Genomic DNA, 18,100 nt, shown 5'->3' on the forward strand with positions numbered 1-18,100 from the left:
GAACTTTAAATGAAAACGGCCCGGAACGCGTTCCGGGCCATTTACAGGGTGTTGCCTGGAGCGGTGCGGGCCCGAGGATTCCGTAGCCCACGCCCGCGAAAGGGCCAGTACAGGCTATAAATGCCCGCACCGCCCTGACACAACCCTTACTTCAGTGCAGCCAGCGCCGCATCGTAGTTCGGCTCGTCGGCGATTTCGCCAACCAGCTCGCTGTGCAGCACCTTGTCGTTTTCGTCCAGCACCACCACCGCGCGCGCAGCCAGACCGGCCAGCGGGCCGTCGGCGATGGCGACGCCGTAGTTGTCGAGGAACTCGCGGCCACGCAGGGTCGACAGGTTCTTCACGTTGTCCAGGCCTTCGGCACCGCAGAAGCGTGCCTGGGCGAACGGCAGGTCGGCGGAGATGCACAGCACCACGGTGTTGCCCAGATTGTTGGCCTGGGCGTTGAACTTGCGCACGGAGGTGGCGCAGGTCGGGGTATCGACGCTTGGGAAAATGTTCAGCACCTTGCGCTTGCCGGCGTAGTCCTGCAGTGACTTGTCGGCCAGGCCTTCACCGACCAGGGTGAAAGCCGGAGCCTGCGCGCCTGGCTGCGGCAGCTTGCCGTTGACCTGGACCGGGTTGCCTTTGAGAGTCACTTGAGCCATGACGAATTCCTTATGCGGGGGTTTGGAAAAGGACACTGAGTTAAGCATGAAGGCGATCAGGTGCCTATGGGGCAAGTGAAATTGTTCTATTGCCAGGTTTTTATGTGGACAACATACAGATGCCCGGCGTCGAGTCAGCAGCCAAGCCCCATTCCGGGCTGCGAATACGAGCCTGTTACAAGTTGAGCTATCCCTGACAAGTACCGAAGTAACAAGTCGCCCTTGTCTGCTGGAACTTCAGGAACCACAAGCAATACATTGCTGAAATCTGGATCAGGCTGCAAAAAAATGCCCGGGGAGCGACAAACACCCCGGGCATGCTTTATCGCAAGAAGTGCATCAGCTCATCAGGCTGTACACCACCGAGCTCAGCGCAACCAGGCCGACCACCACGACGAACACATTGGACGCCGCGCCGCTGTATTTGCGCATCGACGGTACGCGGCGAATGGCGTACATCGGCATCAGGAACAGCAGCACTGCGAGGATAGGCCCGCCCAGCGACTCGATCATGCCGAGGATGCTCGGGTTGAGGGTGGCAACGATCCAGCACACCACCAGCATCAGCGCGGCAACCATGCGGTCCAGGGCCTTGGCACCCGGGCGCGCGCCGGTCTTGGCGATAATGCCCTTGAGGCCTTCGCTGGCGCCGATGTAATGGCCGAGGAACGACTTGGCGATGGCCACGAAGGCGATCAGCGGCGCGGCAAAGGCAATGGTCGGGTTGCTGAAGTGGTTGGCCAGGTACGACAGGATCGACAGGTTCTGGGCCTTGGCTTCGGCCAGCTGGGCGCTGCTCAGGGTGAGCACGCAGCTGAACACGAAGAACAGCACCATCAGCACCATCAGCAGGTGGGCACGACGCAGGATCTGGCCGCTGCGTTCATCGGCGTGCGCGCCGTAGCGGCGTTTCTGGTCGACGGCAAAGGCCGAAATGATCGGCGAGTGGTTGAAGGAGAACACCATCACCGGAATCGCCAGCCACAGGGTATGCAGGAACGCCGACGCCTGTGGCACCTGGTGGGCGCTGTCGAGGATGCCGCCGGTCCAGTGCGGGACCAGATACAGGCCCAGCAGCGCCAGGGCAACGATGAACGGGTAGACCAGCAGGCTCATGACCTTGACGGTGGCCTGCTCGCCGCAGCGCACGATTGCCAGCAGGCCGAGGATCAGCACGAACGACAGGATGGCCCGCGGTGGCGGCTCGATGTGCAGCTGGTGCTCGAGAAAGCTGGCCACGGTGTTGGTCAACGCCACGCTGTAGATCAGCAGGATCGGGAATATCGCGAAGAAGTACAGCACGGTGATCGCGGCGCCGGCGGATGCACCGAAGTGCTCCTTCACCACCTCGGTGATGTCGCCGTCATCGCGCCCCGAGAGAACGAAGCGGGTCAGCCCACGGTGGGCAAAGTAGGTCATCGGGAAAGCCAGCGCGGCCAGGATCAGCAGCGGCCAGAAACCGCCAAGGCCCGCGTTGATCGGCAGGAACAGGGTTCCGGCGCCGATGGCTGTGCCGAACAGGCCCAGCATCCAGGTGGTGTCGTGACGCGACCAGCTGCCAAGGGTGGCGGGGGTCGATTCTGCAAAGCGTTGTTCAACGCTTGGGGCCTGCTCATTCATTCCGGGTGAAGCTCCACTCGCAAGACTGCAACAGGCTGAGAATGGCGAAATAGACGTTCCGCCCAACTCAACCGGAAAAGAGGGGCGCGATTGTGCACGGAAAGGGTGCACTTGCGAAGCCCTATCCGAGGGACGGTTGCACTTGTCTTTACAAGCGGGTTGTGCCTGCAGGCTGAAGCAAAGCTGAAGGAGCGTCCTGTGGGAGCGGCCGTGCGTCGCGAAAGGTGTGCGCAGCGCCCCAGCTTCGCCATCAAATAGTGCTCAGAACGGGCACACGTGGCGGGATGACCTGCCAAGACGCGAGGATCCAACGCAGATGCAGAGTTCCGCGTGATCAATGTGGGAGCGGGTTTACCCGCGAAGCAGGCGACGCGGTGGATGGCACAGGCTTCGCCCGTGTTCGCTGGGCAAGCCCGCTCCCACAGGAATAACGCCAGCTTTGGACATTTGAGCAAGACAGTTGCTCACACAAAGGCCAGCTCCCACAGGAGGGGCCGCTCAGGCCCCTGCCGGTCTTACTTCTGCACCGCAGCGAACGCTTCGGCAACCCGTTGCAGGTTCGCCGGGCGCAGGCCGGACATGCACACCCGGCCGCTGTCGATCAGGTACACGCCGAACTCGTCGCGCAGGCGGCGTACCTGCTCGACGCTGAAGCCGGTGTAGCTGAACATGCCGCGCTGACGCAGGAAGAACTGGAAGTCCTGGCCTGGCAACAGCACGGCCAGGGCATCGACCAGCGCCTGGCGCATGTCGAGGATCCGCTTGCGCATCACTTCGACTTCGGCCGCCCACTGGGCATTCAGGCCGGCATCGCCGAGCACACCCGCGACCAGCTGGGCACCGAAGTTGGGCGGGCTGGAGTAGTTGCGGCGCACAGTGGCCTTGAGCTGGCCCAGCACGCTCTGGGCGGTGGCCTCGTCGTCGCAGACCACCGACAGGCCACCGACGCGCTCGCCATACAGCGAGAAAATTTTCGAGAACGAGTTGCTGACCAGGCACGGCACGCCGGCGCGGGCCATTTCACGGATGGCGTAGGCGTCTTCTACCAGGCCTTCGGCGAAGCCCTGGTAGGCGATGTCGAGGAACGGTATCAGCTGGCGCGCCTTGACCACTTCGACCACTTGCTGCCACTGGTTCTGGTTCAGGTCGGCACCAGTCGGGTTGTGACAGCACGGGTGCAGCAGCACCACGCTGTTGGCCGGCAACGCCTGCAAGGTCGTCAGCATGCCATCGAAGTCCACGCCACGGGTGGCCTGGTCGAAGTACGGGTAGGTGTGCACCTTGAAACCGGCGCCTTCGAAGATGGCGCGGTGGTTGTCCCAGGTCGGATTGCTGACCCAGACCTCCGATTGCGGGAAGTAACGCTTGAGGAAGTCGGCACCGACTTTCAGCGCGCCGGAACCGCCCACGGTCTGCACGGTGGCCACCCGGCCAGAGGTCACGGCCGGGTGATCGGCCCCGAACAGCAGCGCCTGGATTGCCTGGCGATAGCTGGCCAGGCCTTCCATCGGCAGGTACAGCGAAGCTTCGTGGTCCTGGCCGGCGATGCGTTTTTCCACCGCATCCACAGCCGCCAGTTGCGGCACCACGCCGGCCTCATCGTAGTACAGGCCGATACTCAGGTTGACCTTGTCGGCGCGCGGGTCGGCCTTGAAGGTTTCCATCAGCGAGAGGATCGGGTCGCCGGCATAGGCATCGACATGTTTGAACACAGCGTGCAGCTCCTTGGATCAGGACAGTACGGAAAGTCAGCCCTGAGCATACCCGCAGAGCGAGGCCAGGAACATCAACTATTGTGCAAGGTTGTCCATGCAACAATGCATGGCTGCGAATCGGGCGGCTGAATTCTTCGCAGGCCTGCCCGCGAAGATGGCGGTTCAGCCAAGCAGCGCCTTGAGGCCCTGCAGCTCCTGCTCGGTCAGCGCCACGCCCTCCTCCTCGGCCACTTCCCGCTCCCGATAACGCCGTTCACCTGGCATACGGCTCAGCCCGGCCGCCTGCATCTGCTCCACCAGTTCGCGGCTGCGCTGGGCAAAGCGCTCGCCCTCGGCCTTGCTCGGGTCGATGACGATGATCAGCTGGCCGGTCCATGGCGTCTTCGCGCCGGGGTGCCCCGACCAGTCGAACTCCCAGGAGAAATGCCCGCCGGTCAGAGCCGCCGCCAGCAACTCGACCATCATCGACAGTGCCGAGCCCTTGTGCCCGCCAAACGGCAGCAAGGCGCCGCCCTCCAGGATCGCCTGGGGGTCGGTGGTCGGCTCGCCATTGGCATCCACGCCCATGCCTTCAGGCAACTGCTGGCCGGCGCGCGCGGCGATCTGTACGTCGCCGTGGGCCATGGCGCTGGTGGCCATGTCGAAGACGATCGGGTCATGTTCGGCGCAGGGCGCGGCGAAGGCGATGGGGTTGGTGCCGAACAGCGGCTTGCGCGCGCCATGCGGCACCACGCAGGTCATGCTGTTGACCACGCTCAACGCCACCAGGCCTTCGTCAGCGAAGGGTTCCACGTCTGGCCACAGCGCGGCGAAGTGGTGCGAGTTGTGAATCGCCAGCACGGCGATACCAGCGTTGCGCGCCTTGGCCACCAGCAAGTCACGGGCCGCCGCCAGCGCCGGCTGGGCAAAGCCGCCTGCGGCATCGACACGCACGTAGCCAGCCGCGACATCGCTGACCTGCGGCGTGGCCTGGCCATCGACCCAGCCGCTGGCCAGGGTCGAAACGTAGCCGGGCATGCGGAACACACCATGGCTGTGGGCACCATCGCGCTGGGCGCTGGCGCAATTGTGGGCCAGCACGCTGGCGACGCCATCGCTGCAGCCGTGGCGCTGGAAAATGGCCTGCAAGAGGCACTGGAGCTCGGTGAAAGGCACACGCACGACGGTGCTGGGGGAAGGTGCGGACATCTGAAGCTCCTTGTTGGAATTGGAATGGCTACAGCGTTGCAACGACAAAAACTTTCCTGCATGTGACAGCTATCTGTCAATTGTTGACTTGATGACAGAAAACATTCATTTTCTTTCGCAAGCCTCACCCATGGAGCCGCAGCATGAGCCAAATGATCAAGCAACGTCTGGAACACAGCCTCGAAGGGGCCGCTGCTTCGGGCCGCAAGATCGCCACCTACATGCTTGCCAACCTGCATGAGCTGCCATTTCAGACCTCGGCCAGTATTGCGGCGAAGCTGGGCGTCAGCGAATCCAGCGTAGGCCGCTTCTGCCGCTCGCTGGGTTATGCCCACCTCAAGGCGCTCAAGCAAGACCTGCAGAACGACCTGGGCGATGGCCCGTGGTTGGTGGGTGACCGCTTGCAAGATTACCGCCAGAACCAGGACGCGAGCGACAACGTCGGCAGCCTGGAGCTGGAAATCGCCGCCCTGGTGCGTGTGCACGAGTATCGCCAGAGCAGCGCCTGGCACACCGTTGGGCAACGCCTGGCAAGCAAGCCGCGGGTGTTCATCGCCGGTTTCCAGACCGAACGCGGCATCGCCATGTGCATGAGCCATCTGCTGCAGTACCTGCGTGATGGCGTGCAACTGGTCGATCTCGGCGCCGGGCACTTTGGCGACGTGTTGCTGGGCCGCGTCGAAGACAGCGCCCTGCTGGTGTTCGAGGCGCGCCGTTATTCCCGCCACGCCCTGCTGTTGTGCCAGAAGGCGCGCGAGGCTGGCATTGCGGTCACCTTGGTCACCGACACCTTCTGTGACTGGGCCGATGCCAACGCCGACGAGGTGTTCCGTATCCCCACCGAGTTCAACCTGTTCTGGGAGTCCACCTCGGCCATGCTGTCGTGGGTACACCTGATGGTCAACGAGGTCTGCAAGAAGCTCGGGCCGGATGTTGAAAGACGCTTGGAAGCAACTGCCGCTCTACATAACGAGTTCGTCGGCTACACCTCGTGGTCGACGGGAAAACAACAATAGCAAGAGTGCAAGAGGTGCGAGATGAACAAGACCATGGCCTTGGTGGGTGCGTGCGCCCTGCTGCTGTCGGGTGCCGCCAGTGCCGAAACCCTGCGCTTCGCCACCGAGGGTGCCTACCCGCCCTTCAACTATGTCGACGCCGATAACCAGCTGCACGGCTTCGATGTCGACATCACCCACGCCCTGTGCGAGCAGATGAAAGTCGAATGCACCCTGGTGGCACAGGACTGGGAAGGCATCATCCCCGCCCTGATGGCACGCAAGTACGACGCGGTGGTGGCCTCGATGATCAACACTGAGGAGCGGCGCAGGAAGATCGCCTTCACCGACCATTACTACCGCACACCGCTGACCGTCGCCGTGGCCAAGGACAGCAAGATCAGCGACGCCCAGACCAACTTCGACGGCTATACCGTCGGCGCGCAGTCGTCGTCGACCCAGGCCATCTACGCCGAAGACGTCTATGCCAGGGCGGGCGCCGACGTGAAGCTGTACCCGACCATGGACGAAGCCAACGCCGACCTCGCTGCCGGCCGCCTGGACGGCGTGATTGCCGACAAGTTTCCGCTGCAGGAGTGGATGACCAGGAACGGCGGCGACTGCTGCAAGATCCTCGGCGATGTGGCCAACACCAAGGCTGACGCCGCGATTGCCGTGCGCAAGGACGACGAAGCCTTGCGCCAGCGCCTGAACACCGCGCTGCAACAGATCGTGGCCAACGGCACCTACCAGAAGATCGCCAGCAAGTACTTTGCTTTCGACATCTACAACTGATCTTCAGGAAACTGCGCAATCTGTAGGAGCGGCCTTGCGTCGCGACAGGGCCGCAAGGCGGCCCCGGCAATCCCTGCCACGGCATAGCTCCCGGGGCTGCTCCGCAGCCCTTTCGCGACACAAGGCCGCTCCTGCAAAGAGTCCGCATTGCCCATCCTAGGGGTTTGTCATGCTCGATCAATTGTCCTTGCTGTCCTTCGCCAGCGGAGGCTGGGGCCAGGCGCTGCTGGCCGGCGCCCTGGTTACCCTGTCCCTGGCCCTGGCCTGCTTGCCCATCGGCCTGCCGCTGGGCCTGCTCGTGGCCCTCGCGGCACGCTCGCGCAAGCGCTTGCCACGGCTATGGGCCACCACCTTTTCCACCGTGTTCCGTGGCCTGCCCGAACTGCTGACGCTGCTGATCATCTATTACGGCTGCCAGATCGCCGCGCAGAAGATCCTCGCGGCCATGGGCTATCCGGGCGAGTTTTTGATCAACACCTTCCTCGCCGCGATGATCGCCTTCAGCCTGGTATTCGCCGCGTTTTCCAGCGAAATCTGGCTGGCAGCCTTCAAGACCTTGCCCAAGGGCCAGTGGGAAGCGTGTTCGGCGCTAGGCCTGAGCAAACGCACCGGCTTCTTCAAGGTGCTGCTGCCGCAGCTGACCCGCATCGCCCTGCCCGGCCTGTCCAACAACTGGCTGTCGCTGCTCAAGGACACTTCACTGGTGTCCACCATTTCGCTGGTCGACCTGATGCGCCAGACCAACCTGGCGGTCAGCGTGACCAAGGAACCGATGTTCTTCTATGGCGTCGCCTGCCTGGGCTACCTGCTGTTCGCCGCCCTCTCCGGACGCGTGTTCGCCTGCATCGAACGGCGCAGCAACCGCCACCTGCAAGGAGCACGCGCATGAGCCTCGAACAACTGCTGGCGCTGGTTATCGACCCCAACCTGCTGGAGCGCTACGGCCCGCGCTTCCTCGACGGCCTCCTGGTGACAGCCAAGCTGGTGGCGATTTCCTTCAGCCTGGGTGCGGTGCTGGGCCTGCTGCTGGCCCTGGCGCGCATGTCGCGCAGCCTGTTGCTGCAACGCATGGCGGCCGGCTACGTGTACTTCTTCCGCGGCTCGCCGCTGCTGGCCCAGCTGTTCCTGCTGTACTACGGCCTGGGCTCGTTCAAAGGTTTCTGGCAGGACGTCGGCCTGTGGTGGTTCTTCCGCGAGGCGTGGTTCTGCACACTGCTGGCATTCACCTTGAACACCGCCGCCTACCAGGCCGAGATATTCCGCGGCAGCCTGATGGCCGTGGCTCCTGGCCAGCATGAAGCAGCGCGGGCGCTGAACCTGAAGCGCTCGACCACCTTCTTCAAGGTGATCCTGCCGCAGTCGCTACTGGTGGCCATCGGCCCGCTGGGCAACGAACTGATTCTGATGATCAAGGCCAGCGCGATCGCCTCGCTGGTGACCATCTACGACCTGATGGGCGTGACCAAGCTGGCCTTCTCGCGCAGTTTCGACTTCCAGATCTACCTGTGGGCCGCGGTGCTCTACCTGCTGATCGTCGAACTGGTACGGCGCCTGTTGAAACACCTGGAAGCCCGCCTGGGCCGCCACCTGAATTGACCGAAGGATACGTTCCAATGCATTGCCAGACCCTTGTCCTCGGCGCCGGCATCGTCGGCGTCAGCACCGCACTGCACCTGCAGGCCCGCGGGCGCCAGGTGATCCTGATCGACCGCGACGAACCGGGCAGCGGCACCAGCCACGGCAATGCCGGGTTGATCGAGCGCTCCAGTGTCATCCCCTACGCCTTCCCCCGGCAGTTGGGCGCGCTGCTGCGCTATGGCCTGAACCGCCAGCCCGATGTGCGTTACAGCCTGCTGCACCTGCCCAAGGCGGCACCGTGGCTGTGGCGTTACTGGCGTCAGTCGGCCCCTGGCCGCCTGGCCGGGGCTGCCGCCGACATGCTGCCGCTGGTGCAGCGTTGCGTCGAGGAACACGATGCACTGATCGCTGCCGCCGGCCTGGAAGGCCTGGTGCAGGCCAAAGGCTGGATCGAAGTGTTCCGCGACCCGGCGTTGTTCGCGCAGGCCAAGGCCGACGCCAAAGGCCTGAGCCGCTATGGCCTGCAGTTCGAAATCCTCGAATGCGGGCAACTGCAGGCCCGCGAACAGCAACTGGACGCTACCGTGGTCGGCGGTATCCACTGGCTCGACCCCAAGACCGTGAACAACCCTGGCGCCCTCACCCGTGGCTACGCCAACCTGTTCCTGCAACGCGGCGGGCAGTTCCTGCATGGCGATGCACGCAGCCTGCGCCAGGTCGCCGGCCAATGGCAGGTCGGCAGCCGCCGCGGCCCGATCACCGCCGATGAAGTGGTGGCCTGCCTCGGCCCACAGTCCGCCGACCTGTTCAGCGGCCTGGGCTATGAGATCCCACTGGCGATCAAGCGTGGTTACCACATGCACTACAGCATCCGCGACGGTGCGCAGCTGGAGCACTCCATCTGCGATACCCAGGGTGGCTACGTGCTTGCGCCCATGGCCCGCGGCGTGCGCCTGACCACCGGCATCGAGTTCGCGGCCAGCAGCGCACCGGGCAACCAGATTCAGCTGGGCCGCTGCGAAGCCCTGGCCCGCAAGCTGTTTCCGGCGCTCGGCGAGCGCCTGGACGACACCCCCTGGCTGGGCCGCCGCCCATGCCTGCCGGACATGCGCCCGGTGATCGGCCCGGCCCCGCGCCACCCAGGGCTCTGGTTCAACTTCGGCCATGCCCACCACGGTCTCACCCTGGGCCCGGTCAGCGGTCGCCTGGTGGCCGAACTGGTCACTGGCGAACACCCCTTCACCGACCCCGCGCCCTATAGCGCGACCCGTTTCGACTGAACCCACGCGGGAGAACAACAAAGATGACCGCACCACTGAGCCTTGCCAGCCTTGCCCCCGAACCCGACCCGCGCCCGGTGCTGATCCGCATCGAGGACCTCAACAAGCACTACGGCGCGTTCCATGTACTGCGCGATATCAACCTGCAGGTGCGCGAAGGCGAACGCATCGTGCTATGCGGGCCGTCCGGTTCGGGCAAGTCGACCCTGATCCGTTGCATCAACCGCCTGGAAGTGGCCCAGCAGGGCAGCATCAAGGTCGATGGCATCGACCTGGCTGCCACCACTCGCGAAGCGACACGTGTGCGCAGCGACATCGGCATGGTGTTTCAGCACTTCAACCTGTTCCCGCACATGAGCGTGCTGGACAACTGCCTGCTGGCGCCCACCAGCGTGCGCGGGTTGTCGCGCAAGGACGCCGAGGAGCGGGCGCGCATGTACCTGAGCAAGGTGGGTATCGAAAGCCAGGCGCACAAGTACCCCAGCCAGCTGTCCGGTGGCCAGCAGCAACGTGTGGCGATTGCCCGGGCGCTGTGCATGAAGCCACGCATCATGCTGTTCGACGAGCCCACCTCGGCGCTGGACCCGGAAATGGTTGCCGAAGTGCTGGATGTGCTGGTGCAACTGGCCGGCACCGGTATGACCATGCTCTGTGTCACCCATGAAATGGGCTTTGCCCGGCAGGTTGCCGAGCGGGTGCTGTTCCTTGAGGGCGGGCAGATCATCGAGGACAGCCCGCCGCAGGTGTTCTTCAACCAGCCGCGTACCGACCGGGCCAAAGGCTTCCTGGCGCAGATACTGCACTGAGCGCAGCGAGGAATGCCGGTGCTACCCTACCGCCGCCCAGCCAGCCCTGGGGAGTTGCAGCCTTCAGGCCTTGCGTACCTGTGGGAACTGGCTGGCCGACGATGGGGCGGTGGCACACACCCAGTGCCACCTTCATTGCAGTGCTGCAAAGACCCGACTGCATCGTTAAATATTATTGACCATACCCCCCACCAAACCCACGCCGCAACAGGCCTGCATCGGTTTCACCGCCCAAAAAACGGTGCATCCCCCATGTTCGAGCCCCTTCCACTCGTTTGACATATCGAACGGCTCTGGCAAGCTATCTACAAGCCCCGACCGGAATCGTCGCCTCTGACGAGCCGGCAGTGCTCGGGGCTTCAGGCTGCACCCAAGGCCGCGCGCCGTGCACCTGCACAACAACGACAGGCCGAACCTGTCCCAAGGTGACATATGTCCAACAGCAACATTGGCAACAAGCAACCTTCCCTGCGCAAACCCGTCGTCCTGATGACCATGGGCAGCCAGGAGCGCAAAGGCCATGACTACCAGGTCATGACCCACAAATACATCACTCCGCTGGTCGAATTCGCCGATTGCGTACCGGTGCTGGTACCCACCTGCTGCGGCATCGATGACCTCGAAACCTATCTGGACATGGCCGACGGCGTGTACCTGACCGGCGCTGGCAGCAACATCGACCCGGCCCTGTACGGCCAGGAAAACCAGACTCCCGGCAAAAGCCAGGACAAGAACCGCGACCTGTTCGACATCCCGCTGGTCAAGGCGGCGATCAAGCGTGGCCTGCCGATCTTCGGCATCTGCCGTGGCATGCAGGAAATCAACGTGGCCCTGGGTGGCGACATCTACCAGAAGGTCTACGCCGAGCCCGGCTTCAATGACCACCGGGAAAACCCGGAAGACCCGGTGGAGGTGCAATACGCCCAGGTCCATGGGGTGAAGATCGAGCCAGGCAGCTGGCTGCATGACACCTTGGGCACCGACGAAATTCGCGTCAACTCGCTGCATGGCCAGGGCCTGCGCAAGCTCGGCACCGGCATCGAGGCCATCGCCCACGCCGAAGACGGCCTGGTCGAGGCGATTCACGCCCCGAGCCTCTCGCCGTTCCTGTTCGCCGTGCAATGGCACCCAGAGTGGCAAGCGGCGAGCAACCCGGACTCGATCAAGATCTTCCAGGCCTTCGGCGATGCGTGCCGGGCCCAGGTACGCAAGGCGCAGATCAAGCGCCAGCAGGCTGCCTGACCTTCGTTTTACTGCGCTTTGATCGCGGGGCGGCGCAAGGCCGCCTCAGCTTCCCCGGTCACCCTCTGCTGGTCCCAGAACATTTCCCGTGGAAGCGGGCGGCGGGCTTGTGCCTGTCTCCGCGATCTTTTTTCTTCCCTCAAGAGATACGATGACTACTGAGTGTTTGTCATCAGATCTTCTGCGCCTTCGAAATCGAGCGCCGCCCGCACAGCGCTCGCTTTACGCAATCACATACAAGTACAGCCAATCCCCAGGCATGCCCGAAAAAAATTCCCAATAGGCACTAGTCATCGCACAAGTTGTACGATAACTTACCTCCAACACAGAGCAACACCCTTCACCCAAGTGCCACAGGATGCCTACAACAATGACGCCACAAGAACTGAAATCCATCCTCTCCCACGGCCTGCTGTCCTTCCCTGTCACCGACTTCAATGCCCAGGGCGACTTCAACCCTGCAGGCTACGTCAAGCGCCTGGAATGGCTCGCCCCCTACGGCGCCAGCGCCCTGTTCGCCGCCGGCGGCACCGGCGAGTTCTTCTCCCTGGCCGCCAGCGAGTACAGCCAGGTGATCAAGACCGCAGTCGACACCTGTGCCACTTCGGTACCGATCCTCGCCGGCGTCGGTGGCGCCACCCGCCAGGCCATCGAGTACGCGCAAGAAGCCGAGCGCCTGGGAGCCAAAGGCCTGCTGCTGCTGCCGCACTACCTGACCGAAGCCAGCCAGGAAGGCGTTGCAGCGCACGTCGAAGCGGTGTGCAAATCGGTGAACATTGGTGTAGTGGTATACAACCGTAACGTCTGCCGGCTGAACGCCGACCTGCTGGAAAAGCTCGCCGAGCGCTGCCCGAACCTGATCGGCTACAAGGACGGCCTGGGCGACATCGAGCTGATGGTGTCGATCCGTCGTCGCCTGGGCGAGCGCTTCAGCTACCTGGGTGGCCTGCCGACCGCCGAGGTGTATGCTGCTGCCTACAAGGCCCTGGGTGTGCCGGTGTATTCCTCCGCCGTGTTCAACTTCGTGCCGAAGACCGCCATGGCCTTCTACAACGCCATTGCCCGTGACGACCACGCCACCGTGGCCAAGCTGATCGACGACTTCTTCCTGCCCTACCTGGACATCCGCAACCGCAAGGCCGGTTACGCCGTCAGTATCGTCAAGGCCGGCGCCAGGATTGCCGGTTACGACGCAGGCCCGGTGCGTACCCCGCTGACCGACCTTACTGCCGATGAGTACGACCAGCTCGCCGCACTGATGGACAAGATGGGCCCGCAATAAGGGCAGCCAGCGGCCTGCCAGATGCCGCCCCCGGAGTGGCCAGCCATTCCGGTTACCATTCGTGAGCCCGCACAAAAATAACTAGTGGGAGTATTGCCAGCATGCAAGCGAGCCAAAAGACGCATGTGCGCTACCTGATCCTGTTCATGCTGTTCCTGGTGACCACGATCAACTATGCCGACCGCGCCACCATCGCCATTGCAGGCTCCAGCCTGCAGAAAGACCTCGGCATCGATGCCGTCACCCTGGGTTATATCTTCTCTGCGTTCGGCTGGGCCTACGTGGCGGGTCAGATTCCCGGCGGCTGGCTGCTCGATCGCTTCGGTTCGAAGAATGTCTATGCCTTCAGCATCTTCACCTGGTCGTTGTTCACCCTGCTGCAGGGCTTTGTCGGTGGTCTGCCGGTGGCATGGGCAGTGGTGACGCTGTTCACCCTGCGCTTCCTGGTCGGTTTTGCCGAAGCCCCGTCGTTCCCGGGCAATGCCCGCATCGTCGCGGCCTGGTTCCCAACCCAGGAACGCGGCACCGCCTCGGCCATCTTCAACTCGGCGCAATACTTCGCCACGGCCCTGTTCGCGCCGCTGATGGGCTGGATCGTGTTCAGCTTCGGCTGGGAGCACGTGTTCATCGTCATGGGCGCACTGGGCATCGTATTCTCCATGGTCTGGCTGAAGACCATCTACAACCCACGCCAACACCCGCGCATCAGCCCGGCCGAGCTCGAACATATCGAGCGCAATGGCGGCCTGGTGGACATGGACCAGAAGCGCGCTAGTGACGGCCCGAAATGGGGCTATATCAGGCAACTGCTGACCAGCCGCATGCTGCTGGGCGTGTACCTGGGCCAGTACTGCATCAACGCCATCACCTACTTCTTCCTCACCTGGTTCCCGGTCTACCTGGTGCAGGAGCGCGGCATGACCATCCTCAAGGCCGGCTTCATCGCCTCGTTGCCGGCGGTCTGCGGTTTCATCGGCGGCGTGCTGGGCGGGGTGATCTCCGACTGGCTGCTGCGCCGCGGCAACTCGCTGACCTTCTCGCGCAAGTTGCCGATCGTCTGCGGCCTGCTGCTGTCGACCACCATGGTGTTCTGCAACTACGTCGATGCCGAATGGATGGTGGTCGGCTTCATGACCCTGGCGTTCTTCGGCAAAGGCATCGGTGCACTGGGCTGGGCGGTGGTCGCCGACACTTCACCCAAGCAGATCGCCGGGCTGTCTGGCGGCCTGTTCAATACCTTCGGCAACATCGCCTCGATCACCACCCCGATCGTCATCGGCTACATCATCAGCGCCACCGGCTCGTTCAAGTGGGCACTGGTGTATGTAGGCGCCAATGCTCTGGTGGCGGTGTTCAGCTACCTGGTCATCGTCGGCCCGATCAAGCGCATCGAGCTGCGCGAAACCCCAAAGCCTGACGCCGGGCCAGCCACCAGCAGCGAACTGGCCAGCTCGCACCACTGAGTGGGCACGCCTGCGTTGCCCCTCTCCGGCGCAGGCGGATGTACAAAAGCCTGAGAACCTGACAAGTAGGGCCCGAACATGCAGTTGATCGAACATTCCGACTCGCCCCGCTACGTCCGCCTGCACGATGACGATAACGTCGTGGTGGTGGTCAATGCCGGCGGCCTGGGCGAAGGCGCCCGCTTCGCCGATGGCCTGACCCTGGTCGAAGGCGTGCCGCAAAGCCACAAGGTGGCCACCGTGGCCATTGCCAAGGGCGAGCCCGTGCGCCGCTATGGGCAGGTGATCGGCTACGCACTGGAAGACCTGCGCCAGGGCAGCTGGGTGCAGGAGAGCCAGCTGGCCATGCCAGCCGCCCCAGCGCTGGACAACCTGCCACGCTGCAATGCCATCCCGCAACCGCTGGCGCCGCTCGAAGGCTTCAGCTTCGAAGGCTACCGCAATGCCGACGGCAGCGTCGGCACCCGCAACATACTTGGCATCACCACCACCGTACAGTGCGTGGCTGGCGTGCTGGAGCATGCCGTCAAACGCATTCGCAGCGAGCTGCTGCCCAGCTACCCAAACGTCGATGACGTGGTAGCCATCACCCACAGCTATGGCTGCGGTGTAGCGATCAACGCACGCGATGCCTACATCCCGATCCGCACGGTGCGCAACCTGGCACGCAACCCCAACCTGGGCGGCGAAGCCCTGGTCATCAGCCTGGGTTGTGAAAAGCTGCAGGCCGACCAGGTGATGCACGCCGACGATCCCTCGGTGGACCTCAGCGACCCATGGCTGTACCGCCTGCAGGACGCCAGCCTGGGCTTTGCGGAAATGATCGAACAGATCATGCAACTGGCCGAAACCCGCCTGAAGAAACTCGACCAGCGCCGCCGCGAAAGCGTACCGGCCAGCGAACTGATCCTGGGCATGCAGTGCGGGGGCAGCGATGCATTCTCCGGGATTACCGCCAACCCAGCGCTGGGCTACGCCGCCGACCTGCTGGTTCGTGCCGGTGCCACCGTGTTGTTTTCGGAAGTGACCGAAGTGCGCGATGCGATCTACATGCTCACTTCGCGCGCGCAAGACCAGGAGGTGGCCGATGCGCTGGTCCGCGAGATGGACTGGTACGACCGTTACCTGCAACAGGGCGCCGCCGACCGCAGCGCCAACACCACACCGGGCAACAAGAAAGGCGGCCTGTCAAACATCGTCGAGAAGGCCCTGGGGTCGATCGTCAAGTCCGGCAGCGGCGCCATCCAGGGCGTGCTTGGCCCGGGCGAGCGGGTCAAGCGCAAAGGCCTGATCTTCTGCGCCACCCCGGCCAGCGACTTTGTCTGCGGCACCTTGCAGCTGGCCGCCGGGATGAACCTGCATGTGTTCACGACTGGCCGAGGTACGCCCTATGGCCTGGCCATGGCGCCGGTGGTCAAGGTCTGCACCCGCAGCGAGCTGGCCCAACGCTGGCCGGACCTGATCGACATCGATGCCGGGCGCATCGCCAGCGGCCGCGCGACCATCGAAGAGCTGGGCTGGGAGCTGTTCCACTACTACCTGGACGTGGCCAGCGGCCGCAAGCGGACCTGGGCCGAGCAGCACCGCCTGCATAACGACATCACCCTGTTCAACCCGGCGCCGATTACCTGATGCCCCAAGGTTTCCCGGACGTATGCGATTTCGCGATCCCTGCAGAGGCGGGTTCACCCGGATCACCGCCAAGGCCGGTGCCATACACCGCGTTGGACTCTTTCGGGTGAGCCCGCGCCTACAGGGACTGCGTGCTTCGCATGAGATTCACTTTTCCCCTTCAAGCCCAACAGGAGCATCCCATGCCTGAAATCCTCGGCCACAACTTCATCGCCGGCCAGCGCAGCGCCGCGGGCCAACACCGCCTGCAGAGCCTGGACGCCAGCACTGGCGAGGCCCTGCCATACAGTTTCTTCCAGGCCACCGAAGGCGAAGTGGACCAGGCCGCCAGGGCCGCTGCCGCAGCCTTCGCCGAGTTCCGTCAACTGGCCCCGGCACGGCGCGCCGAGTTCCTCGACGCCATTGCCGCCGAACTGGATGAACTGGACGACGCCTTCATCGCCATCGTCTGTCGCGAAACCGCCCTGCCCACCGCGCGTATCCAAGGCGAACGCGCGCGTACCAGCGGCCAGATGCGCCTGTTCGCCCAGGTGTTGCGCCGTGGTGATTTCCTCGGTGCGCGCATCGACCTTGCCCTGCCCGATCGCCAGCCGTTGCCACGCGTAGATTTGCGCCAGATGCGCATCGGCGTCGGCCCGGTTGCCGTGTTCGGCGCCAGCAATTTCCCGCTGGCGTTCTCCACTGCCGGAGGCGACACCGCCGCCGCCCTGGCCGCCGGTTGCCCGGTGGTGTTCAAGGCCCACAGCGGCCACATGGCCACTGCCGACCTGGTGGCCTGCGCCATCCAGCGCGCCGCCGAGCGCACCGGGATGCCCAAGGGGGTATTCAACATGGTCTTCGGTGGCGGCGTCGGCGAGTGGCTGGTCAAGCACCCGGCAATCCAGGCGGTTGGCTTTACCGGTTCGCTGAAAGGCGGTGACGCGCTGTGCCGCATGGCCGCCGAACGCCCGCAGCCAATTCCGGTGTTTGCCGAGATGTCCAGCATCAACCCGGTGATCATCCTGCCGGGCGCCCTGGCCAAGCGTGGTGATTCGATTGCCCGCGAATTGGCGGGTTCGGTCTGCCTCGGCGCTGGCCAGTTCTGCACCAACCCGGGCCTGGTCATCGGCCTGCAGTCGCCGCAGTACAGCCAGTTGCTGGCCGATCTTGGCCATCACCTGGCTCAACAAGCCGGCCAGACCATGCTCAACGCCGCAGGCTTGCGCAGCTACGTTGGTGGCCTGGAGCATTTGCAGGCCCACGCCGGTATCCAGCACTTGGCTGGCCAGGCTCAGGCGGGCAGCCAGGCCCGTGCGCAGCTGTTCAAGGCCGATGCCCGCTTGCTGATCGAATCCGACCCATTGCTGCAGGAAGAAGTGTTCGGCCCCACCACCGTGGCCGTCGAAGTGCAGGACAACGCGCAATTGCGCGCCGCCTTGCTTGGCTTGCGGGGCCAACTGACCGCGACGCTGATCGGCGAGCCGGAAGACTTCGAGGCTTTTGCCTGGCTGGTGCCACTGCTGGAAGAAAAGGTCGGGCGGATTCTGGTCAACGGCTACCCGACCGGTGTCGAGGTCTGTGATGCGATGGTACATGGCGGACCGTACCCGGCAACCTCGGATGCGCGCGGCACTTCGGTCGGCACCCTGGCCATCGACCGCTTCCTGCGCCCGGTGTGCTACCAGAACTACCCGCAGGCACTGTTGCCCGCGGCACTGCGCGACGACAACCCGCTGGGGCTGCGTCGGCTGGTGAATGGCCAGTGGCGTGAAGGGGCGATCTGACCGGTTGCCCGAACCCGAAACAACAAAGCCCCGCGCATGGCGGGGCTTTTCTTCTGCTTGCCGGCGAACAGGCCGGCCTGCCAGCCAAGCGGGT

The 18,100-nt window shown here is 64.0% G+C and carries 15 protein-coding genes; 11 read left to right on the plus strand and 4 right to left on the minus strand.

Annotated features, from left to right (window positions below; genetic code table 11):
- Positions 1 to 146 precede the first annotated feature (146 nt).
- From tpx to ACVWZT_RS22860, 4 genes are all read right to left on the minus strand, one after another.
- Positions 147 to 647, minus strand: a complete 501-nt coding sequence (tpx, locus tag ACVWZT_RS22845; protein ID WP_296232045.1) for a thiol peroxidase — start codon at positions 645 to 647, stop codon at positions 147 to 149.
- A gap of 339 nt (positions 648 to 986) precedes the next feature.
- Positions 987 to 2,267, minus strand: a complete 1,281-nt coding sequence (locus ACVWZT_RS22850) for a serine/threonine transporter (RefSeq protein ID WP_296232043.1) — start codon at positions 2,265 to 2,267, stop codon at positions 987 to 989.
- A 515-nt stretch (positions 2,268 to 2,782) separates the two neighbouring features.
- Positions 2,783 to 3,979 carry an amino acid aminotransferase gene (locus ACVWZT_RS22855; protein WP_457471571.1) on the minus strand — a complete coding sequence of 399 codons (1,197 nt, stop codon included), beginning with the start codon at positions 3,977 to 3,979 and terminating at the stop codon, positions 2,783 to 2,785.
- A 165-nt stretch (positions 3,980 to 4,144) separates the two neighbouring features.
- Positions 4,145 to 5,170 (minus strand): Ldh family oxidoreductase, encoded by a 1,026-nt coding sequence (locus ACVWZT_RS22860; protein ID WP_457471573.1) that lies wholly within the window; start codon positions 5,168 to 5,170, stop codon positions 4,145 to 4,147.
- Positions 5,171 to 5,313: 143 nt separating this feature from the next.
- Between ACVWZT_RS22860 and ACVWZT_RS22865 the strand changes: the two genes are divergently transcribed.
- The 11 genes from ACVWZT_RS22865 (at position 5,314) to ACVWZT_RS22915 (ending at position 18,006) form a co-directional block, all read left to right on the plus strand.
- Positions 5,314 to 6,186 carry a MurR/RpiR family transcriptional regulator gene (locus tag ACVWZT_RS22865; protein ID WP_457471574.1) on the plus strand — a complete coding sequence of 291 codons (873 nt, stop codon included), beginning with the start codon at positions 5,314 to 5,316 and terminating at the stop codon, positions 6,184 to 6,186.
- Positions 6,187 to 6,207: 21 nt separating this feature from the next.
- Positions 6,208 to 6,960, plus strand: a complete 753-nt coding sequence (locus ACVWZT_RS22870; protein ID WP_296232039.1) for a transporter substrate-binding domain-containing protein — start codon at positions 6,208 to 6,210, stop codon at positions 6,958 to 6,960.
- A gap of 169 nt (positions 6,961 to 7,129) precedes the next feature.
- Positions 7,130 to 7,849, plus strand: coding sequence for an ABC transporter permease (locus ACVWZT_RS22875; RefSeq protein ID WP_296232038.1), 720 nt, complete (start codon positions 7,130 to 7,132; stop codon positions 7,847 to 7,849).
- A complete protein-coding gene (locus ACVWZT_RS22880) occupies positions 7,846 to 8,556 on the plus strand; it encodes an ABC transporter permease (RefSeq protein ID WP_296232036.1) in 711 nt (236 codons plus the stop codon). Before ACVWZT_RS22875 ends, ACVWZT_RS22880 begins: the two co-directional genes overlap by 4 nt.
- Before the next feature lie 17 nt (positions 8,557 to 8,573).
- A complete protein-coding gene (locus tag ACVWZT_RS22885; RefSeq protein ID WP_457471577.1) occupies positions 8,574 to 9,818 on the plus strand; it encodes an NAD(P)/FAD-dependent oxidoreductase in 1,245 nt (414 codons plus the stop codon).
- A 23-nt stretch (positions 9,819 to 9,841) separates the two neighbouring features.
- The gene (locus ACVWZT_RS22890; RefSeq protein WP_457471579.1) at positions 9,842 to 10,624 is read left to right on the plus strand and encodes an amino acid ABC transporter ATP-binding protein; all 783 of its coding nucleotides are present in this window, start codon (positions 9,842 to 9,844) and stop codon (positions 10,622 to 10,624) included.
- 432 nt (positions 10,625 to 11,056) lie between these two features.
- Positions 11,057 to 11,866, plus strand: coding sequence for a gamma-glutamyl-gamma-aminobutyrate hydrolase family protein (locus tag ACVWZT_RS22895; RefSeq protein ID WP_296232030.1), 810 nt, complete (start codon positions 11,057 to 11,059; stop codon positions 11,864 to 11,866).
- Positions 11,867 to 12,236: 370 nt separating this feature from the next.
- On the plus strand, positions 12,237 to 13,148 hold the full coding sequence (gene kdgD, locus ACVWZT_RS22900) for a 5-dehydro-4-deoxyglucarate dehydratase (protein WP_296232028.1): 912 nt from the start codon (positions 12,237 to 12,239) through the stop codon (positions 13,146 to 13,148).
- A 101-nt stretch (positions 13,149 to 13,249) separates the two neighbouring features.
- The gene (locus tag ACVWZT_RS22905) at positions 13,250 to 14,611 is read left to right on the plus strand and encodes an MFS transporter (protein WP_457471581.1); all 1,362 of its coding nucleotides are present in this window, start codon (positions 13,250 to 13,252) and stop codon (positions 14,609 to 14,611) included.
- Between the two features lie 78 nt (positions 14,612 to 14,689).
- Entirely contained in the window at positions 14,690 to 16,243 is a 1,554-nt protein-coding gene (garD, locus tag ACVWZT_RS22910) for a galactarate dehydratase (protein WP_457471583.1), read from the plus strand.
- 182 nt (positions 16,244 to 16,425) lie between these two features.
- Positions 16,426 to 18,006 carry an aldehyde dehydrogenase (NADP(+)) gene (locus tag ACVWZT_RS22915; RefSeq protein WP_457471584.1) on the plus strand — a complete coding sequence of 527 codons (1,581 nt, stop codon included), beginning with the start codon at positions 16,426 to 16,428 and terminating at the stop codon, positions 18,004 to 18,006.
- Positions 18,007 to 18,100 lie beyond the last annotated feature (94 nt).

Source organism: Pseudomonas sp. TE21394, from assembly GCF_054057835.1.